The organism is Micromonospora sp. NPDC048170, assembly GCF_040652795.1.
Lineage (GTDB): Bacteria > Actinomycetota > Actinomycetes > Mycobacteriales > Micromonosporaceae > Micromonospora.
In genome coordinates, this window is record NZ_JBEZMR010000015.1 from 94,370 (window position 1) to 111,437 (window position 17,068).

Here is a 17,068-nt window from a genome sequence, read left to right on the forward strand (position 1 = left end):
CGATCTGCGGTCGCCGGAGATGGTGAAGAACAGCCGCATCCGCAGCGGGAGGAGCTGCTCGCCCATCGCCCCCCCCGCAGGCCCGGCACGGGTACGCCGATGTGCCAGTCGATCCGCAGGTAGTCCCTGACGACGACGTGCCACAGGACGACGTGTCATGAACCGGTAATGGATACCGCCAGACGGGGGATGGGAATGGTGTCAGCTCAGGACCGCGGTGGCCTCGACCCATCGGTACGCGCGTGAGCCCCTCGCCGTACGCGGCCAGCGACCTGCACGTCTCCTGCGCCGAGGCCGCCACCACGCTCAGGAAGTGGGCGTTACCGCAGGTTGTCGACGAGGTTGGCGAGCTCTGGAATCGTCGACACCTTGGCGAGGTCGCTCTTGTACTGCGCCTCGTCCTTCACCGGCTCCTCGGCCAGAGGTGTGTCGAGGGTGTCACGCGAGGTGGATGCCCAGAGTCCGCGAGAGTTGACCACGCGGTACAGCCCGGTCTCACCGGTTCCCTTCTTCGCGCGCAGGAAGAGGATCATGTCGTCCTTCGGGAGCGACGCAGACAGTTTCCCGGTGACCTCGTCGATCGATTGTCCTCGTCCGGGAATGACCATGAATTCGAGCGGGACCACCGAGGGAAGGCCGCCCTTGCCGGCGAGTTCACGGGTGACGGTCAGCTCGACGGAGACGTAGTGGACCGTGTCGTTACCCTCGGCGGTGATCGTGCGAACCTTTCCTACCTTGCCGAAGCGGGCCAGCACGGTTGCGTCAGCGGTCTGTGCCATGGAGTCCAGGGAGACGTACGGCTCCACCTCGTCACCGGAGATCCGGAACGTCTGCCAGAAGCGCTCGTCAGAATTCTGCGCCTCGGCCGATCCCGCCGTCGGGTCGCTCTCCGAACGCGGCTCGGCGCACGCTGACAGAGATATCGACACACCGAGGAGCAGCGCCGCGACAGTGGCTGCTCCTCGTGCCCGGCGTGGTTCGTTGGCCTTCTCAGTAGGTCGCATTGAGGTGTCCTTGGTCGTGGGCGCTCAGGGTTGATGAGTTTCCGCCATCAGCGGTGCGTTTTACGCATGAAGCCTGTTCCGACGTGTGGCGCAGGCCGACGCTGTGGGCGACCTCGTGGCAGACGATCCGGTTCGCTGGCGGGTTGTACTGCTGGTTGATCCGGACCCACTGGGTCGTGCAGCGCATGTTCGGGTGGCTGCCGCTCGTCGGTCCATCGCAGGCGTTCCAACCGTTCAGGCCGTTGTCTCCGTAGTCGGAATCATAGATGCAGGTGTCGATGCTGGAGTCGCAGAAGGTCGGAGACGCAATGGAGACGGTCAGGTCGGTCGGGTCGTACTGGCCGTTCATGACAGTGGTCACCGCGTTGCTGTAGGCGCTCGTCAGCGAAATCCTGCCGACGACGAAACTCGCGTTAGTCGTCAGCCACACGCCGTTGGTGGTTCCGGTGATGCCCGTTGTCCCAGTGGACCCGAAGTTGGAGGCAGAGGCGGGTGAGGCGCTGATTGACCCAGCGGCAGCGACTAGGGTGGCCGCGAAGGTGGCGGCCAATGCTCTGATCAAGTTTGATCGATACATGCCGATACCTTATTGAGGCAGTATCTCTCCGTCAAGGGTCGGTTGCTGTCTGTAGTCGGGCTGTGGTGTGGGCCCTCTCTCGTCTGTGGCGCCTACGGTGGGCCGATCGGCCATTGGACGTCCGGGCCCCGCCAGCGGTTCCCGGGCGACCGACGGGGCTCACGGTTCGCTGATGTGGGACGGGGCTCGGCGGGGCGGTCCGGTCCGGACCGCCCCGCCGGGGATCACTCGGAAATGACGAACTGGGCGGTGCTGGTGGCGTCGTAGGAGACGCCGTTCTTCTCGGCATAGTGGACGCAGGTCACCGTGACGGTCCGGGACGGGACGGGAACGCCAGTGACCGGGACCATCGGAGACTTGAAGTGCACGTCGACGAGCGCCCCGTTGTTCTCGGCGTCGTAGTCGTTGTTGGTGTAGCCGAGTACCGTGGCCGAGCACCGGACGTTGATGTAGTTGGCGTCGACCCGGTCGTTGTTCGAGTTGGCGAACCGGGAGTATCCGCGGATCTTGATACGGCCCTGTCGGAGCGGCCAGGAGCCCTGGTGCTCCTCGCCCTCGTGCTGGATGACCCCCTGGAGGGTGTACGCGGGGGCGGGCGGAGGCGTGACGGGCCCGGTGCCCGGGTCGCCACCACCACCGCACTCATCGCCGATAGGGCAGATGACATCCCAGGCGTGCGCCGGCGTGGCGACCGCGCCGGTGCCGGCGAGTGAGGCCAGCAGGGCGATTCCGGCAATCGCAGTACGTCTGAGCACGTAATGGCTCCCGTCGGTGGACGTCCGGGAGTTTCACCCGGAGTGTGCAATCGGATGCGTAGAGTATCTCCGCGTTTTCTGAAGCGCAATGGTCACTATCTGTTACGACCCGACGGGTATTCCTGTGTCCCCGCATCGGGCGGCGACGGGATTGTCATGTGGTGCAGCAGTTGGCGAGCTGGGCGATTCACGTATCTGTCGTTCGTGCTGTTATTGGTCTCGTACGCCATGTCGCTGGCTGAGTGGACGCGGAGGCATGATGATCGATAAACGTCTTGCGGGTCAACGTCGAAGGCCGCGCTCGAGGCGCTCACCCGCGCCACAGCGTTGGACCTGGCGGCCGGCGGCATCCGGGTGAACGCCGTCGCTCCAGGGCCCGTCCAGATCGGCTGGATCGGGGCGGACCTCATCGACCAGGTGACGGCGATCGTGCCGATGGGAAGGGTCGGTGAGCCCGACGACATCGCGGACGCGGTGGTCTACCTGGCGTCCCACCAGGCTCGCTGGATCACAGGTCAGGTGTTGCAGGTCGCCGGCGGGCACGCCCTGTGAGCACACTCCACACCCCGCTACTGACCGAGAGTGGTGCCGCATCCCCGATCGATCACGAGACGGGAACGAGTCGACGAACTGCTTGACGCCCTAGTAGCGGAGCAAGCGATCCTGCGCGACCCGCGCAGGCGGTGCTCACCCGGGCGCGATTCGTCTTAGCCGGGTTGATGGAGCCGGGGATCACCTCCTGCTCCCAAGTGAGCACCTTGCCACAGTGTCAACGTCAAGTGGCTGGTGCCTTGTACGAGCAGAAGCTCTGCCCTTCTCGACCCCCGGCCCCCGGCCATCCACCGAGCCACGAAGAACACCGTCACCGCTCCAGCGACGGTGATCAGGACGCCATGGACCTGAAACGGTCCGGGTAACGTCCATCGCGTCCTGATCACCGTTGCGTCGCTGGGGAGGGTGGCAGCACAGGGGGGCCTCCGTGCGCTCGCGCGCCTTCGCCGCGCGTTGTTCCGTTGCCGGATGGTCAGTCGGTCCGGGTGGGGAGGCTTCGTGTCAGGGTGGGGATCATCACCGTGGCAGGGATGAGGTGAAGTCCGATGAGGGCGATGGTGGTGGCGGTGTTTGCCGCGAAGAGGACGGGGGGAATCATCGAGATCGTGGTCAGCGACACTGCCGTCCACACGAATCGGTCGGCGGGGCGAGCGCTCCAACGAAGAAGAGCGCCGGCAATGACGATGCCGACGACCGAGAAGAAGCCCGTCACCACGGCGAACCCGGGCAACGGGATCGACTCGCCACCATCGACCCGGAAGTCGACGCCGACGGCCCGGGCAAGGGCAGCGGCGAGGGCGGTGGTCACCATCGCTGCGAGCGTGGCGATGAAGCCGGTGCCGGCGAGCCGGCGGAACCGGTGGGCGCGGCTGGTCCGGCCCGATGCGGGGCCTGCGACGGCCCCGGTGTCATTCATGCTGTTCATCTCGTTCCTTCGGCAACTGGCGTAGGGGTGTGTTGCCTGGCATGTGGCGGTCCTGGCCCCGGGCGTGACGATGCGTACCCGCGCGGTGCGGCGGCCAGGGTTGCGCAGGGCGCGGACGCCGGTGCCGCGGAGCCAGAACCCGGCGTCGCGTCCGAGGACCGGCCCGGGCACGCCGTCGCGTAGCTCCAGTTGCACCCGCCCGCGGGTGACGACGCCGAACGCGTCGCGCCACTCGGCCGCGACCACCGCGACGCGCGCGCCGCCGCGCAGCGCGAGCGTTTGCACCGGGGCTACTCCGTGCCGTCTGCCGGCAGGCGCTCGGGCAGCCCGAGCCGTGGAAACTGGTCGTCGTGGAAGGTGGTGATTTCGGTGATCGCCCCGCCGGTGACGCGCAGGACGTCGATCGTCAGCGGCAGGTACGCGCCCTCCCGCTTCCGCCAGTGGTAGAAGGCGACGGCGGGCTGCCGGTTCACGAAGGTGGGGACGCCCCGCAGACCCGTCATGCCCGCGAAGCCGTCGTCGATCCAGTTGTTCACGACCGAGTCGCGGCCGACGTACAGGCCCGGCGTCGGTGGCATCGAGCAGCGGACGTCCTCGCGCAGCATCGCGGTGAGCCGGTCGATGTCCGTGGCCACGCTGGCGTCGGTGAAGCGGCGTACCAGCTCGCGCGTCCCGGCGTCCTCCTCGCCGCCGGTCCAGTCCTGCCGCTCGGCGGGCAGGTGCTCCCGCATGCCGGCGCGGGCCCGCTGTAGCGCGCTGTTGACGGAGTTGACGGAGTCCCCGAGGAGTTCCGCGACGTCCTTCGCCGGCCAGCCGAGCACGTCCCGCAGGATCAGCACGGCCCGCGGGCGCGGCGCGAGGTGCTGGACCGCGACCAGGTACGCCAGCTCGATCGTCTCCCGCGCGACGGCGACGGCCTCCGGCTCGTCCGCGTCGCCCGCGGGCAGCTCGTCGAGCAGCCGGTCCGGGTAGGGCTGAAGCCACCGCACCTCGCCGCCGGTCGCGGGCTCCGGGCGGCACTTGGCGAGCAGGTCCAGGCAGGCGTTGGTGGCGATCCGGTACAGCCAGGCCCGGAACGTCGACCGCCCCTCGAAGGTCTCCCGCCGTCGCCAGGCACGCAGGAACGTCTCCTGTACCGTGTCCTCGGCATCCTCGAACGACCCGAGCATCCGGTAGCAGTGCACGTGCAGCTCCCGCCGGTGCCGCTGCGCCAACCCCGAGAACGCCGGCTCGTCGACCTCGCCAAGACCGCTCACGCCCTGCTCCTCCAGCCGCGTGTCCGCACTCATCACGTCATCCTTCCGCCTCTGTCGTGTCCCGTCGTAGATGTGACGGGCGCGGGCGCGACAACTCATCACCGGGCCGGCCGCCGTGACCTGCTGGGGAAGCCTGTCGCCTGGTGGTGGCGGGCTTCGTCGTGCCTGGGCAGGCGGCAGCGACGGCGAGCCCCCGGCCACCCGCCGCGCCGCCGACGACATCACCTACCGCAACCACGGCTGACGGTCGCCCGATCCACCGACTCGGCATCCGCGCACCAACCGACCAGACGCAACCGCAGTCACCTACCCGACACTTCGTGCCATCGGCCAACAACACCGACCAGCATCGACAAGCCAGCAGCCACGTGGGGGAGAACCATGACCGAGCCGTACCAGCCTCAGCCGCCCTACCAGCAGCCGCAGCCCGGCGACGCCTACAGCAGCCCCCAGCAGCCCGACGGGCCGCCGCACCAGTACCAGCCCGGCGACGGGTTCGGCCAGCAGCCGCCACAACAGCCCGTCGGATTCGCTACCGCCCCGGCCGGCAAGAACCGTAGGACGCTCATCGTCGCCGCTGCTGCCGCGGTCGGCACGCTGATGATGCTCACCGCCGCCTACGCCGTGTACGACGGATACATCAAGGAAGACTCGGGGGTGGCCGCCTGCAAGGCGATGCGGGACGGGAAGACGCCCAGCGGTGGCGAGGACAAGGGCGACGACGCGAAGATCACCGAGGCTGAGTATCGGGAAGCGCGGGAAGTGTTCGAGGACTCCCGGCACGAGAAGATCCGCGAACACGGCACCGCGCTCATGGACATCGCTTGGCAGGTCAACCAACTGCCGAAGGGCGAGGAGATAGGTGCGCTGGCGTTCATGGGGCCGCTGGGCACGCACATGTCGGGGTTGCAGACGGCGTGCGCCGACCAGGGTGTGATCGTCAACTTGAGCAAGGACTAAAGCGGAAGACCAACATCAGACCGACCCGTAGTTTCCGGACCGAAAACAACTCGCCGGGGATTAGCGGCGTCGAGGCATCGGCCGGCACGGCACCGCCGCGATTGTCGCCAGTTCGTCACCCACCCATTCAGGTGTAGACACCGCGCCAGTACTCATCGCGGGAGGCTTCGAAGTCACCGGGCCTGGTCCGTCGCAGAAGCTCGTACCGCTTCACAAAGATGTCAATCGCTTGCTCGAGGCTGCACTCCTCGGACCCGCGGATTGCCTGCATCGCCAGGATGATCCGCCGTTGCACATCAGGTCGTCGATCAGCTGCCAAGGGTCCACACGGCCATCTTGCAGCACGACTGTCTGATAGTCGTGTTCATTCCTGATCACGGTGATGGCGACGCTCGGCCTCCAGCCGGTCGACCTGCTGGTACAGTTGCTCGATCTCCTCGACCAGCCTGCTCACCTCGATGTCGGCTGCCCATGCGGTGAACAACTCTTGCCGCTGCTTCAGCAGGCGCTTCTCGTCGTCCCGGATGGCGGCAGCGGCTTCGTAGTCCTGCGCGTCGATTGCCGCCTCCTTACGTGCGCGCACGGCGGCGAGGCGCTGGCGAAAGTCCTCGGTCTGGGAAGGCAGCGCGAGCCGGCCCTGCTGCACAGGAGGACGAACCAGCTCCTCCACCGTCGGCTCCCGTCCGGCCTGCGGTCGCCCATGATGGGCGAAGACGGTGCAGTGGCGGTAGGCGTTGTTGAAGATGCACTCGTAGTCCGCACCGAGCATGGTCAGGATATCGGCGACCGCACCGTTCTGGCGCAGCAGGCCCAACAGCAGGTGCTGGGTAGCGACGGAGTTGTCGCCGACTGCGACCGCCTCTTGCCACGACAGGGTGAACACCTCACGTAACCCTGTGCTGTGTGGACCGGGATCTGATGCTGGTGTCACGGGGCCAAGGTCTGCAAGCTGTCGACGCAGCATCGTGAACGACACACCAAGGCTCTCCAGCAGTCCTGCGGCTACGCCGCGCACTCCGATGAGCCCCAAAAGCAGGTGCCGCGTATCCACTTGGCCGGCAGGTGACAGCCGCGCTTGTTCGTTGGCCAGCGCCACGGCGGACCTTGCGAGATCCGTATATCTCGCGAACTGATCAGACGCGAAGCAGTCCATGACGCGGTCAGCATAAGCCGGATGGGATGGCTGCCTTCCCCGACCACCCACGGACCGGGTCCCGCCGACGGAGCCCGGCCATCCGAAGCCGGAGCGCCCCGCCGGAGGCGGCGCGTGCGGCCCGTTCAGGGCTGCCTTGAAGACGCACAGAACGCCGCTGTCACGGGGCTGTCCCGGTCGGGGGCTGTGCCGGTTGGGGGGTGTGCCGGTGGGGGTGCTGGCCAGTGCGATCGCGTACGCCTACCTGGATCAGGTCGGGATGCCGCACGCGACCGCCCTGCCGGGACCTACCACCGCCGCTGGTTGGGTGCCTCCCAGCCGTATTCTCGGAGGGCCGCTCCTGCGGCGGCACCTGACGCGACCGGTGCGCGCGTCTGGCGAGGCCGATGTCGGGGACTGGCCTTGCCGCTGACCACGGGTCGACCTGTGCCGGGCCACCTCGATGACGTACGTTCCGCCCTTGCGTCGAACACCTCGTCGTCGTTCAGCAGTTCCGCGGATAGACCTTGAATGCCTGCGCGGACCGGTCCTCTCCGACGGGCTCCAAGAGCAGGAACCGCGCAGAGTAGTCGATCTCCTGACCGCACTCGTCAAGCAACTCGACATCTGTTGAATCATGTCCGGCAGTAGCGCGAACCAGTTCTCCAATGCCTGCGAATCCCGGCTCCGCATCATGGTCAAGAAGCGGCTGAAGGTTCCGCTCGCCATGCGAGCAGCGTGGGTGCGTGTTAGCTTCACATTGGCCAATGTCATTAAGGAACATGGCTGTTGCTCCCTCCCCACTCCAGCCGCAAAGCCGAAAAGGAGGACGGCGTGAACCATCCGTTGATCGTGCCGACCGAGGACTGGCAAGCCGCGCTGAACACCTTGCGCGTGGCAGGAGACCTGGAAGAACTCGCCAGAGGGCTGGCCGCAGGCCCAGCCCTACCAGTGGTGGCGCCCACGCGACGCGTACGACATGCCCAGGGATCCGTCATCGCAGCCGACACGCCGATCGCCGAGCTGCTCTTCCAGCCGGAGGATGCGACGCCGTTCAGCACCGACGTGGCGACCTTGAAGCCCTGGAGTCAGGCACTGGCGTGCCTACAGTCGGCCCCCAGATGTTGGCTGTCGACGGTACGACCCGACGGCCATCCGCACGCCGCGCCAGTGATGCTGGTGCTGGTGGACGGGGTGCCGTGCGTGGCGAGCCGTCCGAACACCCGCAAGGGCCGAAACCTGGCCCGGAACCCGCACAGTGTCATCATGGTCGGCAACGAGGAGCTCGACCTGGTGGTGAAGGGCGAAGCTCACCAGGTTTCCGGCGACACCATGCTGCGCCGGGTGGCCGCCGCCTTCGAGACGAAGTACCGCTGGTCGTTCGACATCCGGGACGGCCGAGCCTACGACGGGATCCTGCCCGGATCGCCCCAGTACGCCTTCTACCAGATCTGCCCGGTCCAGGCCTTCGGCTATGGCGCGGACGGGATGACCGCGACCCGGTGGCGGTTCAATCGCGCCTCGGGCCGGCGGTAGAGATTAGTCCGTGACGGACCATCAGCGGCAATGGCGGCACGACCGCACGGACCTGAATCTGCTGCAACCGAAATCTGATCACGTGCCCGCCCGTATCACGGGCCGGATATTGGCGGCTCGGCGGGGGTGATGGGCATCCCAAACTGTCGGAGATCGTTTGTTGATAATGCCGGCCGAGTGTGAGAGGCAGTCAACCCTCGACGCTTGGGCGTACACCTCGATTGCTTCAGGTTTCGGTTCCGTGCTCGGCAGCGTCGATCCCCTCCGGTGCGGCGGAAATTCCTCAAAAAACTGTGCCCAGCCCCCATTGTGGGAGATGGGCAAAATGGTGACGTCAACCAGTCGCCGCACTCGTCGACGAGTAGGTGGTCGAGATACTCCCCGTCTGCTGGCTGGGGGCGGGGAGTGTCCGTCGTACCGCTCCGGGTGGAGAGCCCACCACGAGCTTGGCCGCTCGGGCGAACGCGGCCTCGGAGCGGTAGCCAGCTGATCTCGGGTTCGCCGACCAGTTCGGTGAAGCGTGCGGCGAAGGCGGAGCGCGCTCACGTTTCGCCCGTTCCCGAGACTCCCTCTCCAGCGCTAACCCGCGATGTCGATCTCCCTCGCGGGAGGGAGGAGTCGGTTGCAGGATTCGTGTTGAGTGGCGGCATGACTTCCACGGCGTTCGCCAGCGATCGTCCTCTAACCCCTGCACGGCCCGGCACCGGTGTCGTCGTCACAGCTCGGCTGATGGCCCTTTGCTGCATCGGGTTTGCGGTGTTCAACGTCGCCTTCGAGATGACCGACCGCTTCGCCGACGGCCCCTATGCCGAGTACGCTTCCGCGATCACCGTGATGAACTGGCTTGTCGTCGGGCTGAAGACGGTGGGAGCGGCTGTGGCACTGTTGTCGGTCGCCGAACGCCCGAGGGTTCTTTCTCCGGCACTTCTGGGCGTGTTGTTGTGGGGAGCGTTTGCGATGCTGGGCGTGTACGCCGTCGGCAGCGTGGCGCAAGCGGTCGGCATGGTCTCGGGCCTGGCGGGTACCGCCGACCAGATCGACATCACCGGAGTCGGTTACGTGCTCTTCTTCCTGGTGCTTGCAACTGGTTACGGCGCCCTGACGATCTCTTACTCGCGGCGCTTCGGGCTTCGGAAAGGCGTCGCCGTCCTCGGCGTGCTCGGGGCACCCGTGGTGCTGGGCGTGATCCTGCTGGCCATCCCAGCTCTGCTGGCCGCCTTCGGTCTCATGCCCACGCCCTGACTCCCCATTGTGACCAGGGGCGGGGTGGCCTCGAGCACGAAACCGTGGCTGCCCGCCAGGTGTAGGTAGCTCCACCCCCGTTGGGCGGAGAACCTCATCCCGATCACGGCTGCCGGATGACAGCGTGGTCGCATGCGAATCCTGACGACCATCTTGATCGCCGCCGCGTTGCTGGTGCTGCCTGCGCCTGCGGCCGCCGCTCCCGGCAAGGTGCGCACCGACGCCGGCTGGGTGGCCGGCACCGTGCGCGGTGACCACCGGCTCTTCCAGGGCATTCCCTACGCCGCCGCACCCGTCAGCGAGCTGCGCTGGCGCTCCCCGCAACCTGTCGAGCCGTGGGCAGGCATCCGCGACGCGAGGCGACCCGGCAACCGGTGCGCTCAGACAGCTGACAGTTGGGGCCTGCCCGCCAGCGACAGCGAGGACTGCCTCTACCTCAACGTGACCGCGCCGCGTGGCGCCTCACCCCGCAATCTCAAACCGGTGCTGGTCTGGCTGCACGGCGGCAGCCTGACGAAAGGCGCCGGCAGCGACTACGACGCCGTCCGCCTCGCTACGCGCGGCGACATCGTCGTGGTGACCGTCAACTACCGGCTGGGAATCTTCGGCTTCTTCGGCCACCCCGGGCTGCCCGACAGCGGTGCGTTCGGCGTGCAGGACCAGCAGGCGGCGCTGGGGTGGGTGCGGCGCAACGCGACCGCGTTCGGCGGTGATCCCGGCAACGTCACGCTCGCCGGTGAGTCAGCGGGCTCGCACTCGGTATGCGCCCAACTCGCCGCTCCGGCCTCGGCCGGCCTGTTCCACCGCGCGATCACGCAGAGTTCCCCATGTTGGAGCCAGGACGACCTGCCGGCGGTCCTGGGCGTGCCACTCTGGGTTCCCACCTCGGCTCATGAGGGACACGGGCAGTTCATCGCCGAGCAGGTCTCCTGCCCCGACGTCGCCTGCCTGAGGGGTAAGTCGACTCTGGAACTTCTCGCGCAGCCCGCACTGCCTCTCCCCGGATACGGCAACGCCGTGCTGCCGGAGGACCCGGCGGAGGTGTTCGCCGAGGGACGCTTCCACCGGGTGCCGATCCTGTCCGGCATCACCCGGGACGAGGGCACCATGTTCGCATCGATGGTGTTTCCCAAGCTCACCGCCGCACAGTACGTCGATGGCCTCACCCAGATCTTCGGGGAGCGGGCACCGGCTGTCCTGGCCGCCTATCCGCCCGGCGACGTGCCCACCCAGAGCGCTGCCGCCGTGTTGAGCGACCTCGACTGGGCGAGGTCGGCGCGGGACACCGATCGGTTGCTGGCCAGGCACGTCCCGGTCTATTCCTACGAGTTCCTCGACCGGACGGCACCGCAGCTGTTCCCGTTCCCCGACGACCAGGTGGAGCCCATGGCATCGCACGGCTCGGAACTGCCGTTCCTCTTCGACCCGTCGTGGGATTCCGCCCCGCTCACCGACAAGCAGCGTCGACTCGGCGACCTGATGATCGGCTACTGGGCGCGGTTCGCCGCCACGGGTAACCCGAACGGCCACGGCCTACCGGCGTGGCGGCAGCACCCGTACGTTCAGGGCCTGGACCTCGACAGGGTGGGCTACTTCGACCGGAGCGCCGCGCACCGGCTGACCTTCTGGGACGGCATCTGAACCCCGGAAAGCGACGCGGACACGTGGCGGGCGATCACGTTCACCACGCATCTCTTGCAGCCGCCGGGCTCGTCGACATGACTCCGCACGACCTACGCGCCACCCACGCAAGCTGGGTGGCTGACTCTGACGGCGTGCTCGTCGATGCCCGGCGGTTCGGGCGTGCCAGCGCCAGCGTCACCACCAGACACCACGCCCGCGCCCTCTCGACGCTCGCGACGCCGAGGCGGCCGTTCGCCTCGACAACCTCGGTCGGAGTACGCAACGGGCACGGGATTGTCGAGAGGAAGGAAATGATCTTTGATCAAGGGGCCTGACATGGTGCCGCCGGCAGAGTCGAACCTGCGACACACGGTCACCGCGTAACCAGCCAGCCAACCGCTCCGCCCACGGAAGCCCCTCCCCGCCCCCGCCCCGCCGCGCTGGTCGCCCCTGAACCTTCACCCCGCCTGACTTTCGCCCACCTTCCGGGAACTCTGTTCCGCCCCTTAGGATAGTGGAAGATCTTGGTACGAATCGGCCCCTGGAGGGGCATTTCCGTACCAAGATCTTCCGTGCGGCCAGTCGTGGCGTCGGAGCTGGCGCTTCTGGTCGTGGCCGTCCCACACGCCGGGTGGTCCGGGCATCTCTCCACCAACCACCCCGAGCCGGAGACCTCACGACTTTGCCGGGGCCATGCCTCGCCGCCCTAGACCCTTGTTGACCGCCTACGTCGGGCACGCCACGGGCATGTCAGGATCCGCCACCTAGTTGTTGCGGGGCAGGAGGTTGTTGACGGATCGATCGCGGCCAGCCGCAGGCCCATCGGGCGCCCTGACGCTCGGATCGTCTTCTCGGGGAGCGCGTTGGGTGAGGATCCGTAGTGCGTCTGCCGAGGAGGCATCGTTTGGGGTGTAGATCTCGAGGCGGTGATCGGGGCTGTCGGGCTGTAGCCAGACTTGGTAGGCGATGCTCGCCGCGCCGACCGTGGGGTGTTGGAGATGCATGTCACCGGTAGTGCAGTCGGCGACTTCGCCGGTTGCCCACAGGGAGGCGAACCGGTCGCTGCGCATGGTGAGTTCACCGATGAGGTTCGCCAGGCGCGCGTCGGTCGGGAACCGTCCGGCGGTGAGACGCAGGTAGGCGACGTGGACCCGGGCGAGCTCGTCCCAATTGCGGTGCAGATCCCTGGTGAGAGCGTCGAGGAAGAACATCCGCGGGATCGAGGGACGACAGCCCGGGTCACGGGGCGCCTCGAAGTCGACGTGCTCGGCGAACAGCGCGTGTCCGGTGCGGTTCCAGGCGAGGACGTCGCCGCGTCGGCCCAGCACGATCGCTGGCGTCGCCTCGGCCAGTGATTCGAGCAGCGTGAGGACGCGCCGGTGGGGCTGCTCGACTGGTGGTTCGGCGAGGCCGGACCGGGAGGACTGGCGGGCGAGATTGTGCAGGTGTACGACCTCCACGTCGTCCAGTTCCAGAACTCGTGCGAGGGCGTCGAGAACCTGTCCGGAGGCAGTCTCGGCCTGGCCCTGCTCCAGCCGTGTGTAGTAGCCGGCGCTGACCCCTGCCAAGTGGGCGAGCTCCTCGCGGCGCAGCCCCGGAACCCGGCGGGCGCTCCCGTAGGTTCGTAGCCCGATCTCGTCTGGGGTGACCCGGTCGCGGCGGCTCTTCAAGAATGCTCCGAGGCTTTCCACGACATCGAGACTATGCGCTCGTCGCGCGTGGCTGGGTGTACCTGCTGGGTGTACCCACACCAGGTGTCTGGATGCTCCCGGCTCTGCGCTGGAGCGTTGCCGGCATGACGCAACACACCTCACGCACGACCAACGTCCGAGCGTGGCTCGGGCTGCTGGTCGTCCTCGGCCCGGTGCTCCTGGTCTCGATGGACGGGTCCATCTTGTTCCTCGCAATGCCACGAGTCAGCCAGTCTCTCAATCCCAGCGCTGACCAAGCGCTGTGGATCCTGGACGTCTACGGCTTCTCGGTCGGCTCCCTGCTTATCGCATTCGGAAATATCGGCGACCGCTACGGGCGACTCAAGCTGCTCATGATCGGCGCGATCTTCTTCGGCATCGGGTCGGCCGCCGCCGCGTTCGCGCCCACACCGGCGCTACTCATCGCCGCCCGTGCCGTGATGGGGATCGCCGGCGCCACCCTGCTTCCGTCCGCCCTGGCGGTGCTCAGTGAGCTGTTCACCGACCCGAAGCGTCGGGCCCAGGCCATCGGCATCTTCGCTGCGGCCTTCGCCGCGGGATTCGCAATCGGACCGGTCATCGGTGGCGTGCTGCTGGAACGCTTCTGGTGGGGATCGGTGTTCTTGATCAACCTTCCCTTGATCGCGCTGTTCCTGTGTTTCGCACCCATGTTGCTCAGCGAGGTAAGAACCACCCGCCCCGGACGGGTCGATCCGACGAGTGTCGTGACCTCGGCGGTCGGTCTGCTGCTAGCGATCTATGGGCTCAAGCACGCTGCCGCCGAGGGCCTCTCCGTGTCGGCGGCGCTCGCCGGGCTCATGGGGGTCGCCGTGCTGGCATGGTTCGGCGTCCGTCAACGACGCCTGGACCATCCACTCATCGACTTCTCTCTCTTCCGGGATCGAGTCTTCACCATCGCGGTGATCACCGGGCTCCTACCGCTGGCCGCATGGTCAGCAGCCGCCTACCTGGCTGGCATCTACTTGCAGTCCGTCCTTGACATTCCGGTCCTGCAGGCTGCCCTGCTGGCGCTACCGGGAGCCGTTGTGCTCATCACGACCTGCATCGTCACCCCTGTGGTGGTCGATCGCGTCGGGAAACGCTCCGCGCTGCTTGTCTGCCACTTCTCCATCGCCACCGGGCTGCTCCTGCTCCTGCCCACCACCATCACTGGCGGGATCGGCTGGTACGTCGCTTCCACTGCGATCGCTGGCATCGGCTACGGCATCTCCTTCGCAGTCGTCGCTGACACCGCCGTCGGCGCCGTCCCGTCCGAGCGGGCAGGCTCAGCAGGCGCGATCGCCGAGACCAGCAACGAGATCGGTAACGCCCTGGGCATCGCACTGCTCGGCTCTCTGGCAGCACTGCTGTTCCGGCTCCAAGGGCCCGACCTCGCGCCGACCCTGGACGAAACGCTTCAACTCACCGGCCTGACGGACGCGTTGATCACCGACGCCAAGTCAGCCTTCCTCACCAGCATGCACGTGGCCGCAGTCGCAGCCAGTCTGTTGCACCTCGTACTCGGCCTCACAGCACTCCGCTGGCTACCCCGCACCTCTCTCCATCGAAGCCCAGCAGGTTGAAGATCAAGTTAGAAGCTACTGACCAGCTTGACGAAGGCGTCGTCGATCTTCGCCGGGTCGCGGGCGTCGAACGCCTTGCCCGCGGACGCCTTGGCGATCCGGTCCAGCGTCCCGAAATCAGACTTCTCATCAAAGGCGATGCAGAAGATCTTGATCGGTCGTTCCGGATCCAACGCGACATCTTGGAGCAGCCGTGCGAGGTTGTTGTCCTTGTTGTACTCGTTCGTGCCGTCGGTCAGGACGACCACCGCGTTGATCCGCGAGGGGTCGTAGCGATCGAGCATGTGACGGTGTGCCGCTCGCACGGTGGCGTACAGCGCGGTGCCGCCCTCGACGTGGAGATTGTTGATCTCATCGGTAAGCACCTTCGGCTTGAACGCCGACAGCCGGACCTCCTCGCTGTACGGCGACTTCGGCCGCTGTCCGGTCTCGGACGAGAACGACCAGAGTGCCACCTGGTCCTCGAAGTTCAGGAGGCCGAAGCCCTTGATGGCAGCCCTGGTCGCCACCTGGAACCTGGTCCGGTCACCGATCTTCGCGTTCATCGAACCGGACGTGTCGACGGCCACGAGGATGTTCGCCTTCTTGCGCAGCGTGCCCCAGCCGGTGAGGATCGCCTTGACCACGGCGGGATCCGGCGGGTCGAAGTAGGTGAGTTCCCCGTCCCCGCCCCCGCCGACGGAGGCGGTCAGTGGGCCGGACGCCTTCCGCTGGTGGTCGCGAAACCCGTGTCGACCGAAGCTCTGCTGTTGCGGCGGCTCCTGGAGGAACTTCAGGAAGTCGTCGGCGGCGTCACGTTGCTCCGGGCTGGCCGAGGGAAGCACCACGTACGGGTGGTCGAGGTTGAACGTGCCCTCCTTCGGATATATGGCGACCAGCGGGACCCTCGGCTTCTCGCCCCGGTTCGGACTCAGCTCTCCCTCGTTGTACTGGTAGACCAACTCCTCCTGCGTCACCACGGCGCTCATGTCTGTCGGGGCCGCCGTGCCAGCGCCGGACAGGTCCGCCTCGGCGCGGTCCTTCAGCAGATCCACGATGTCGTCGCTGTAATGGGACACGTTGGCCTCGATGCGGCGGACGAACTGGGTCACCCTCGGATTCGCGACGTCGCTCTCGGTCAGGTCGCTGGCCCGGTTGATGGCCGCGTAGTAGCTCGCGATCGTGGCCGCCAGCCCAGAGGTGGACAGGTTCGGGTTGACCTTGCCGAAGGTGAACCGCCCCCACTCGGGGCGACCGAAGGTGGACCAGCCCGTGCGCCCGGAGGAGCCCAGGATCTCACCCCAGCCGAGTGGAGCATGCTGTTGGAGCAGCTTTCCCTTCGGTTGCGGCATGGCGATGACCAGCGGGCTGTTCGCGATCGAGGGGTACCGGCCGGGGGTCTGCGCCGGGCGCCCGGCGGCCTCGTCCAGCAACTTCAGTTGTCCGGTCCACAGGGTCGACGTCGGCAACCACACCTGCGGCCGTGGCAGGCTGGGCTGCTTGGCCGCCCAGTCGCCGGCCAGCGCTTCCGTCGACGCACCGGAGCTGAGGCCGTGTACGGTCACCACGGCGCACCGGTCGCCGAACCGCCGATCGCTCTTGTTGTAGCGTTCTGCCAAATCGCCGAGCAGCACGTCCTTCTCGATCGACGAGCTGACCTCCAGTGGCGTACACCCGACGTCGGTCGCCGGCCGTACGATCAGGTAGGCCGCCGCTATGACCGCGAATCCGGCCACGATGGCCACGGTGTACGGCAGCCACGGCCCGGCAGTCGATCGACCTGAACCCATCTGATCCCTCCAGGTGTCGGCTGACGGCGTCCAAGTCGGCCACCAGCCGCCCGACGAGCGGCGTCGATGCGACAGACGACAGGGGCATGGTGCCACGGACCCGCCGGTACGAGGGCCACTCGCCTTTCGGCGTGTCGTGTCGTCTTGCGGTTCGACTGGCGGCAATGTCCGTATTGCCGGAGCGGGCGCTGTCGCATTTTGTCGGATCCGTGGACACGCGCCTGTGGGTCGGTGACCTGCCCGTCGGGTATTGGCTGTCCCACCCGCGTGAGCTGACCGAGGTCGCCTGACTCAACGTGGCCCTGGTGGATCCCGCCCTAAACGCGTCATGGCGAGTTTAGGGCGAGGCGCGGATATTCCCTCGAGACGTGTCTGCCTGAGACCGTCCCAGCGGGCGCCCACCTCATCACCCCCGGGATCGGCGCCTTCCCATCACCCCCTGGGAGGGGTGCCCCGCCACCAT

13 protein-coding genes and 1 pseudogene are annotated in these 17,068 nt (G+C 67.2%); 6 read left to right on the forward strand and 8 right to left on the reverse strand.

The window, feature by feature from the left end:
- Positions 1–320: 320 nt before the first annotated feature.
- The 3 genes from AB0D32_RS19955 to AB0D32_RS19965 form a co-directional block, all read right to left on the reverse strand.
- Positions 321–1,004 (reverse strand): hypothetical protein, encoded by a 684-nt coding sequence (locus tag AB0D32_RS19955; protein WP_357091909.1) that lies wholly within the window; start codon positions 1,002–1,004, stop codon positions 321–323.
- The gene (locus AB0D32_RS19960) at positions 991–1,581 is read right to left on the reverse strand and encodes a hypothetical protein (protein ID WP_357091912.1); all 591 of its coding nucleotides are present in this window, start codon (positions 1,579–1,581) and stop codon (positions 991–993) included. Before AB0D32_RS19960 ends, AB0D32_RS19955 begins: the two co-directional genes overlap by 14 nt.
- Positions 1,582–1,805: 224 nt before the next feature.
- Entirely contained in the window at positions 1,806–2,336 is a 531-nt protein-coding gene (locus AB0D32_RS19965) for a hypothetical protein (protein ID WP_357091914.1), read from the reverse strand.
- Between the two features lie 294 nt (positions 2,337–2,630).
- Between AB0D32_RS19965 and AB0D32_RS19970 the strand changes: the two are divergent.
- Positions 2,631–2,888 (forward strand): annotated as a pseudogene (locus AB0D32_RS19970) (SDR family oxidoreductase); the annotation flags it as partial.
- 472 nt (positions 2,889–3,360) lie between these two features.
- Here the strand turns inward: AB0D32_RS19970 and AB0D32_RS19975 are convergent.
- Both AB0D32_RS19975 and AB0D32_RS19980 read right to left on the reverse strand, forming a co-directional pair.
- On the reverse strand, positions 3,361–4,059 hold the full coding sequence (locus AB0D32_RS19975; RefSeq protein WP_357091917.1) for a DUF6069 family protein: 699 nt from the start codon (positions 4,057–4,059) through the stop codon (positions 3,361–3,363).
- 44 nt (positions 4,060–4,103) lie between these two features.
- Positions 4,104–5,102 (reverse strand): RNA polymerase subunit sigma-70, encoded by a 999-nt coding sequence (locus AB0D32_RS19980; protein WP_357091920.1) that lies wholly within the window; start codon positions 5,100–5,102, stop codon positions 4,104–4,106.
- Positions 5,103–5,450: 348 nt separating this feature from the next.
- Between AB0D32_RS19980 and AB0D32_RS19985 the strand changes: the two genes are divergently transcribed.
- Complete coding sequence (locus AB0D32_RS19985) at positions 5,451–6,029, forward strand: hypothetical protein (RefSeq protein WP_357091923.1); 579 nt, start codon at positions 5,451–5,453, stop codon at positions 6,027–6,029.
- A gap of 364 nt (positions 6,030–6,393) precedes the next feature.
- Here the strand turns inward: AB0D32_RS19985 and AB0D32_RS19990 are convergent, their stop codons facing one another.
- Entirely contained in the window at positions 6,394–7,125 is a 732-nt protein-coding gene (locus AB0D32_RS19990; protein WP_357091926.1) for a Clp protease N-terminal domain-containing protein, read from the reverse strand.
- Between the two features lie 825 nt (positions 7,126–7,950).
- Between AB0D32_RS19990 and AB0D32_RS19995 the strand changes: the two genes are divergently transcribed.
- From AB0D32_RS19995 to AB0D32_RS20005, 3 genes are all read left to right on the forward strand, one after another.
- On the forward strand, positions 7,951–8,697 hold the full coding sequence (locus AB0D32_RS19995) for a pyridoxamine 5'-phosphate oxidase family protein (protein ID WP_357091929.1): 747 nt from the start codon (positions 7,951–7,953) through the stop codon (positions 8,695–8,697).
- 648 nt (positions 8,698–9,345) lie between these two features.
- Positions 9,346–9,939, forward strand: coding sequence for a hypothetical protein (locus AB0D32_RS20000; protein ID WP_357091932.1), 594 nt, complete (start codon positions 9,346–9,348; stop codon positions 9,937–9,939).
- A gap of 132 nt (positions 9,940–10,071) precedes the next feature.
- Complete coding sequence (locus tag AB0D32_RS20005) at positions 10,072–11,580, forward strand: carboxylesterase family protein (protein ID WP_357091935.1); 1,509 nt, start codon at positions 10,072–10,074, stop codon at positions 11,578–11,580.
- Positions 11,581–12,326: 746 nt separating this feature from the next.
- Here AB0D32_RS20005 and AB0D32_RS20010 read toward each other — a convergent pair.
- Positions 12,327–13,253, reverse strand: a complete 927-nt coding sequence (locus tag AB0D32_RS20010; RefSeq protein ID WP_357091938.1) for a helix-turn-helix transcriptional regulator — start codon at positions 13,251–13,253, stop codon at positions 12,327–12,329.
- A 104-nt stretch (positions 13,254–13,357) separates the two neighbouring features.
- Here AB0D32_RS20010 and AB0D32_RS20015 point away from each other — a divergent pair, with 104 nt between their 5' ends.
- On the forward strand, positions 13,358–14,836 hold the full coding sequence (locus AB0D32_RS20015) for an MFS transporter (protein ID WP_357091941.1): 1,479 nt from the start codon (positions 13,358–13,360) through the stop codon (positions 14,834–14,836).
- Between the two features lie 8 nt (positions 14,837–14,844).
- On the opposite strand, the gene AB0D32_RS20020 is transcribed toward AB0D32_RS20015, so the two are convergent.
- A complete protein-coding gene (locus AB0D32_RS20020; protein WP_357091944.1) occupies positions 14,845–16,605 on the reverse strand; it encodes an extracellular solute-binding protein in 1,761 nt (586 codons plus the stop codon).
- Between the last annotated feature and the right edge of the window lie 463 nt (positions 16,606–17,068).